This is a genomic window from Aquitalea sp. S1-19, assembly GCF_024343515.1.
Genome location: NZ_RJTZ01000141.1, coordinates 1 through 6684, shown reverse-complemented (window position 1 = coordinate 6684; position 6684 = coordinate 1). Strand labels below are relative to the sequence as shown.

The 6684-nt window shown below is 59.4% G+C and carries 5 protein-coding genes and 1 rRNA gene; 4 read left to right on the top strand and 2 right to left on the bottom strand.

Features of this window, described 5'->3' with window-relative positions:
- Window positions 1–141 (bottom strand): 16S ribosomal RNA (locus tag EGI20_RS15770); the annotation flags it as partial.
- Window positions 142–475: 334 nt separating this feature from the next.
- On the opposite strand from EGI20_RS15770, the gene nadB reads away from it, so the two are divergent.
- Window positions 476–2050 (top strand): L-aspartate oxidase, encoded by a 1575-nt coding sequence (nadB, locus tag EGI20_RS15765; protein ID WP_498632596.1) that lies wholly within the window; start codon window positions 476–478, stop codon window positions 2048–2050.
- Between the two features lie 12 nt (window positions 2051–2062).
- Here the strand turns inward: nadB and EGI20_RS15760 are convergent, their stop codons facing one another.
- A complete protein-coding gene (locus EGI20_RS15760) occupies window positions 2063–4360 on the bottom strand; it encodes a PAS domain-containing sensor histidine kinase (RefSeq protein ID WP_498632594.1) in 2298 nt (765 codons plus the stop codon).
- A 129-nt stretch (window positions 4361–4489) separates the two neighbouring features.
- Between EGI20_RS15760 and EGI20_RS15755 the strand changes: the two genes are divergently transcribed.
- From EGI20_RS15755 to EGI20_RS15745, 3 genes are all read left to right on the top strand, one after another.
- Window positions 4490–5488 (top strand): TRAP transporter substrate-binding protein, encoded by a 999-nt coding sequence (locus EGI20_RS15755; RefSeq protein ID WP_498632592.1) that lies wholly within the window; start codon window positions 4490–4492, stop codon window positions 5486–5488.
- A gap of 59 nt (window positions 5489–5547) precedes the next feature.
- The gene (locus EGI20_RS15750; RefSeq protein WP_498632591.1) at window positions 5548–6162 is read left to right on the top strand and encodes a TRAP transporter small permease; all 615 of its coding nucleotides are present in this window, start codon (window positions 5548–5550) and stop codon (window positions 6160–6162) included.
- Window positions 6159–6684, top strand: a 526-nt coding sequence (locus tag EGI20_RS15745; protein WP_498632589.1) for a TRAP transporter large permease subunit, incomplete at its 3' end; no start/stop codon positions are given. The genes EGI20_RS15750 and EGI20_RS15745, both read left to right, overlap by 4 nt.

The window sequence follows — 6684 nt, the reverse complement described above, 5'->3', positions numbered from 1 at the left end:
CCCCACTACTTGGCACGTTCCGACGCATTACTCACCCGTTCGCCACTCGTCAGCAGGCCGAAGCCCCTGTTACCGTTCGACTTGCATGTGTAAAGCATGCCGCCAGCGTTCAATCTGAGCCAGGATCAAACTCTTCAGTTCAATCTCTATGCTTTTTTCGTACTTTGGCACGCAAGTTCAAAGAAACTTTACGTTTCCAATCTTCTTGCAGTGCGAGTGTTTGGCATCGCCAAGCACTCACACCTATCGGTTGTTCGTTCTGTTAAAGAGCAGTGCCGCGCCGCTTGTTTCGTTTGCGTCGTCAGCTGAGGAGGCGAAATATACGCACCTTGAACTGATGCGTCAACACCTTTTGCAAGATATTCCCGATTTATTGCCAACAACCCGTTACATATACCAAGCAACAGCTTTTTGGCATCAAAAATTCTGATACGCTAGCTTTTATCGGCGAAACCATCGCTTGCGGACATCTATCATGCTCAAGTTTGACGTACTCATTATCGGCAGCGGCCTGGCCGGCATGACTTTGGCACTACATCTGGCCGAACAGCGCCGGGTGTGCGTAATCACTAAACGGGACCTGCTGGAAGGCAGCTCAAGCTATGCCCAAGGCGGCATCGCGGCGGTACTGGATACCGGAGACTCGGTCGAACACCATATAGCCGACACCCTGGTCGCCGGCGCAGGCCTATGCAACGAAGCCTCCAGCCGCTTTATTGTCGAGCACTCCAAGGAAGCCATAGACTGGCTGATCGAACTGGGCGTGCCCTTTACCCGTGATGAAGCCCATCAGACCGGCTATCACCTGACACGCGAAGGCGGCCATAGCCATCGGCGCATTATCCACGCGGCCGATGCCACCGGAGCCGCCGTAACCAGCACGCTGGGGCAGAAGCTGCGCGCCCACCCCAACATCACCCTGCTGGAAGAGCATATTGCCGTCGATCTGATTACCTCCGCCAAGCTGGGACAGCAAGGCAAACGCTGTTTCGGTGCCTATGCGCTGGACAAAGCCAGCGACCGCATTATCACCATCGCGGCCCAGCACACCATTATCGCGTCGGGCGGCACCGGCAAGGTCTATCTCTATACCACCAACCCGGATACCGCCACCGGCGACGGCATCGCCATGGGTTGGCGCGCCGGCTGCCGCGTGGCCAATATGGAATTCATCCAGTTCCACCCGACCTGTCTCTATCACCCGCACAGCAAGTCCTTCCTGATTTCGGAGGCGGTACGCGGTGAAGGCGGCATTCTCAAGCTGCCGGACGGCACCCGCTTTATGCCCGAACACGATGCGCGCGCAGAACTGGCACCGCGCGACATCGTGGCGCGTGCCATCGACTTCGAGATGAAGAAGCACGGTCTCGATTGTGTCTATCTGGATATTTCCTACAAGCCGGCCGCCTTCGTACGCGAGCACTTCCCCAATATCTACGCCCACTGCCTGGCGCTGGGCATCGATATCACCCAGCAGCCGATTCCGGTGGTGCCGGCCGCGCACTACACCTGCGGCGGTCTGGTCACCGACCTTGCCGGGCAAACCGATGTAGAAGGGCTGTTTGCCGTGGGCGAGGCCGCCTGCACCGGCCTGCACGGTGCCAACCGTCTGGCCAGCAATTCCTTGCTGGAGTGCATGGTGATAGGCAAGGCAGCTTCGGCCCTGATCCTGACCCGACCCGAACAGGAACTGCCCGAGATTCCGGACTGGGACGACAGCCAGGTGACCGATCCGGACGAGGAGGTGGTGATCTCGCACAACTGGGATGAACTCAGGCGTGCGATGTGGGACTACGTCGGTATCGTGCGTACCAATAAGCGCCTGAAGCGTGCTCTGCACCGCATCGAGCTGTTGAAACTGGAAGTCGACGAGTACTACAGCCACTTCCATGTCGGCAATGACCTGATCGAACTGCGCAACTTGCTGCTGTGCGCCGAGCTGATCGTGCGCTCGGCCATGGAACGCAAGGAAAGCCGCGGCCTGCACTACAGCCGCGACTATCCGGATACCCTAAGCGAAGCGCACGAAACCATCCTGACGCCGGATTAAGCCCTGCACCGTTTAGGCCTGAAACGCCCTGCCCGATGTTGTGTCCGGCAGGGCGTGCTCTTGCCCGGAGAGCGGCAGGGTAAACCAGAAGACACAACCGCCAGCCAGGGTCCGGGTGACACCAAACTCGCCGCGGTGAAATTCGATGATCGAACGGCAGATATTCAAACCGATGCCCATGCCGTCAGCCTTGCTGCTGTAAAACGGGGTAAACAGATTGGCGTAGGCCGCTTCGGACAGGCCCGGGCCATTATCCTGCACCTCGACCCGCCAGCTGGACACACCGCTTTCGGCACGCACATCCACCCGCGGGCGCGTGACACCGGCCTCGACTTGCGCCTCGATGGCATTCTTGACCAGATTCAGCATCACCTGTTCAATCAGCACAGGATCAAGCTGCAGAGCACATGGCCGGCCCAGTTGCGTCAGACGTAGCGGCACCAGATGCTTGTCGGCCAAGGGCTGCGCCAGACTCAGCGCATGCGGCATCAAGACTCGCGGATCCACTTCCTGCAATTGCGGCGTATGCTTTTTCACAAAGGCACGGATGCTGCCGACAATCTGCCCAGCGCGCTGCGCCTGATCGGCAAGAGCCTGCAAGGCGGGGGTGACGCCATCGGGCAAAGACTCAACGCCGGCCAGACGCCGCTTCAGCCCCGAGGCGTAGGTATTGATGGCGGTCAACGGCTGCCCCAGCTCATGCGCCAGACTGGAAGCCATCTCCCCCATCGCCACCAGCCGGGTTGTCGTCTGGAAACGGACTTCCAGCGCACGCTCGCGCTCGTCGCGCAATCTGGCTTCGGTCACATCCCGCAAGCGCGTCAACCATGCCTGCTCGCCATCACTCCACTCGATCCGGCTATGTTGCAGCTCGAAATAATGTCCGGCGGCATCCGGGCCGTACTCGATCAGCTGTCCTTCGCTGCCTGCCAGCAAGGGCAAGCCCGGCAAGAGCACGCAATAACTGCCCTCGCCCGCTAGCGGCCACAAGCGGGTAAAAGCCGGGTTGCTATAAAGCAGGGTCAAGCCCCCTCCCGCCGACACACACAATCCGGTTTCCAAGCCATTCAACACAGCGAGAAAGCGCTCTCGCGATGCCACCATGGTCAGGCGCTGGCGTTTTAGCTCGGTAATATCGTACATGGACGCAATCCAGCCGCGCTGCCCGCCGCCGCCATCGCCCAGCGGCGTCACATACACCCGCACCTCGACCACACTGCCTTGCGGCGTCTGCAACTGCAATTCCAGCCCGTGCTCGGGCCAGCCGTCGCACCCGAAGTCCTTGAGCATGGCCAGAAGATCGACCGGCGCTCCCCCTACCCAAAATGGATAGGGCGGCATTCGTCCCGGCAGGCTCTCCGCTTCAGATGCCGTCATGCGGCAAAATGCGCGGTTGACGTAGACAATGCGGCCACTCAGATCAAAGACCAGCAAGCCGTTCTTCATCCCGTCCTCCATCGCCTGACGCAGCGAAATCTCGCCGGACAACGCACGCTCGGCCCGCAAGCGCTCGCCGGTATAGCGCCGGATACGCCAGAACGCGCCGGCCAAGGCCAGCGCCAACAAGATGATGACCCCCACCAGCACCGGTAGCGTCACCCCCAGACTCTGGCGGTACGACACGGCCCGCAGGCTGAGGCCGAAACCGGGCGGATCGAAACTGAGCTGGTGACTGAGCGTGCCTTGCGGTTCATGCTGCGGAAACTTACTGGCAATCACCTTACCGCCTACATCAACCAGACTGATGTGGTAGCGCTCGGCCATCCACCACGGCACCTGCGATTGCAGCAAACGATCGAAGCGATAGACCAGCCGCAAAAACTGGCCCGGCCTGTCCGGCAAGGCAACAGCCAGATCAAAACGGTAGCGTCCATCCTGACCCTGATAAGGCTCGCCATAGGCGGCATGCCCCAGCCGGGCGGCACGCCATAAGGCATCCATCTCCGGCGCCACCCGCGCTTTCTCCGCCAGATCGGCAGAGACAACCAGGCCAAGCTCGACCACATCGGGGTGTTCACGCAGGAACAAGGGGCGCGCATTGGCCAGGTGGGCGACGCTACGCTTAACGCCGGCCAGTGATGTCGCCATGTTCTGCGCCCAATACCGTTCGCCATCCAGTGATACCCGGATCGACTGCTCCAGCCACAACACATCCTGAATCAGGGTATCGCGTTGCTCTTCTTGCCAATCGCGGTACAGCAACAAGGAAATACTGCCTATGCACAGCAATAAGGCAATAAAAGCCACGCCGGTAAACGACAACAACAACCGCACCGAACGCGGCTTAATCACTGACAACAGGTATTTCATGACATATGAGGGTATTCCCTATTGCGGAATTCCCCAATAGATATAAAAGGCAGAGGTTTCTACTTTACACCCTAATGACAGCCTGGGAACAAGGGCTGCATGAACAATCACAAAACACTGGAGAAACCGATGAAACTCAAACTGACCGCCCTGGCCATCGCCGCCACGTTTGCTGCAGGCTCCGCCTTCGCAGCCGGCGAAATCGTTATCAAATTCAGCCACGTCGTGGCCAAGGACACCCCCAAGGGCAAAGCCGCCGAATATTTCAAAAAAGTGGCCGAAGAGCGCACCAAGGGCAAGGTCAAGGTTGAGATTTATCCAAACAGCCAGCTGTACAAAGACAAGGAAGAACTGGAAGCCCTGCAACTGGGCGCTGTGCAGATGCTGGCACCGTCCCTGGCCAAATTCGGCCCGCTGGGCGTAAAAGAATATGAAGTGTTCGATCTGCCGTACATCTTCGACAACTACGATGAACTGCACAAAGTCACCCAAGGCCCGATCGGCCAGCAGCTCCTGGGCAAACTGGATAGCAAGGGCATCAAGGGTCTGGCGTTCTGGGATAACGGCTTCAAGCACCTGTCGGCCAACAAGCCGATCAAGCTGCCATCCGACATCAAGGGCCTGAAGATGCGCATCCAGTCGTCCAAGGTGCTGGACGAAGAAATGCGCGCACTGGGCGCAATGCCGCAGGTAATGGCGTTCTCCGAGGTGTATCAGGCGCTGCAGACCGGCGTGGTCGACGGCACCGAAAACCCGCCGTCGAATATGTACACCCAGAAGATGCACGAAGTGCAGAAGAACCTGACCACCACCGCGCACGGCTATCTGGGCTATGCGGTGATCGTGAACAAGAAATTCTGGGATGGTTTGCCGGCTGATGTACGCAGCCAGCTGGAAGGCGCAATGCGCGACAGCACGACCTACGCCAACAAGATCGCCAAGCAGGAAAACGAGGCCGACCTCAAGAAAATCGCCACCTCGGGCAAGACCACCGTCTACAACCCGACCCAGGCCGAACGCGCCGCTTTCCGCAAAGCTTTGGCACCTGTACACGCCAAGATGGCCGACCGCATCGGTGCCGACCTGCTGAAATCGGTTCAGACCGCCACCGGCTTCAAGGCTAACTGATAGCCCCGTCCCCGGGCGCTACTCCTGACGGGTAGCGCCCTTTTGTATGGAGAGACCCCATGCTCAAATTCCTCGACCATCTCGAGGAGTGGCTGATCGCCTTTTTAATGGCCGCCGCCACCTTGATTACCTTTGCCGCCGTCGCCCACCGCTACGGCGCTGGCATCGACCTGCTCTACCCCTATCTCGCCCATATCAATATGGCGTGGGCACAGGAGCTGACTATTTACCTGTTTGTGTGGATGGCCAAGTTCGGCGCCGCCTACGGTGTGCGCACTGGCATCCACGTCGGTGTCGATGTGCTGATCAACAAACTGGGGGATAAAAACCGCAGCCGCTTTATCGTGCTGGGCCTGCTGGCTGGCGCGCTGTTCACGGCCATCGTCGGCACACTGGGCGCGACCTTTGTCTGGGAAATCGCCCACACCGAGCAGACCTCGGCCGATCTGGAAGTGCCAATGTGGCTAGTCTACCTCGCCGTTCCCTGCGGCTCTTACCTGATGTGCTTCCGCTTCTTGCAGGTCACCTGGAACTTCCTGCGCACCGGCGAGCTGCCCAAGCATGACCACAGCCACGTTGAAGGCATGGATGACGTTGCCGAAGACAGCAACTGGTTCGCCATGGACGACAACCTGCACCCGCACGATATCAAGCACAAGGATGACAACAAATGAGCGCGCTGATCATTTTCGGACTATTGATTGTCCTGATGCTTACCGGCATGCCGATTTCGATCTCGCTCGGTCTGACGGTACTCACTTTCCTGTTCACCATGACCGAAGTGCCGATCGAGGCGGTGGCACTGAAGCTGTTCACCGGCATCGAGAAGTTCGAGATCATGGCGATCCCGTTCTTTATCCTCGCCGGTAACTTCCTCACCCACGGCGGGGTGGCGCGGCGCATGATCAACTTCGCCACCAGCATGGTTGGCCACTGGCATGGCGGCCTCGGCCTAGCTGGCGTGATGGCGTGCGCACTGTTCGCCGCCGTGTCCGGCTCCAGTCCGGCCACCGTGGTCGCCATCGGCTCCATCCTGTTGCCGGCCATGGTCAAGCAAGGCTTCCCCAACAGCTTCGGCGCCGGCGTGATTACCACCAGCGGCGCGCTGGGCATCCTGATCCCGCCATCCATCGTGATGGTGATGTACTCGGTTGCAACCAACACCTCGGTCGGTCAGCTGTTCATGGCCGGCGTGA

What these genes read in the sequence shown, in the direction of transcription:
- nadB (WP_498632596.1), top strand. Translation starts at nt 476, where the DNA reads ATGCTCAAGTTTGACGTACTCATTATCGGCAGCGGCCTGGCCGGCATG.
- EGI20_RS15755 (WP_498632592.1), top strand. Translation starts at nt 4,490, where the DNA reads ATGAAACTCAAACTGACCGCCCTGGCCATCGCCGCCACGTTTGCTGCA.
- EGI20_RS15760 (WP_498632594.1), bottom strand. Translation starts at nt 4,360, where the DNA reads ATGAAATACCTGTTGTCAGTGATTAAGCCGCGTTCGGTGCGGTTGTTG.
- EGI20_RS15750 (WP_498632591.1), top strand. Translation starts at nt 5,548, where the DNA reads ATGCTCAAATTCCTCGACCATCTCGAGGAGTGGCTGATCGCCTTTTTA.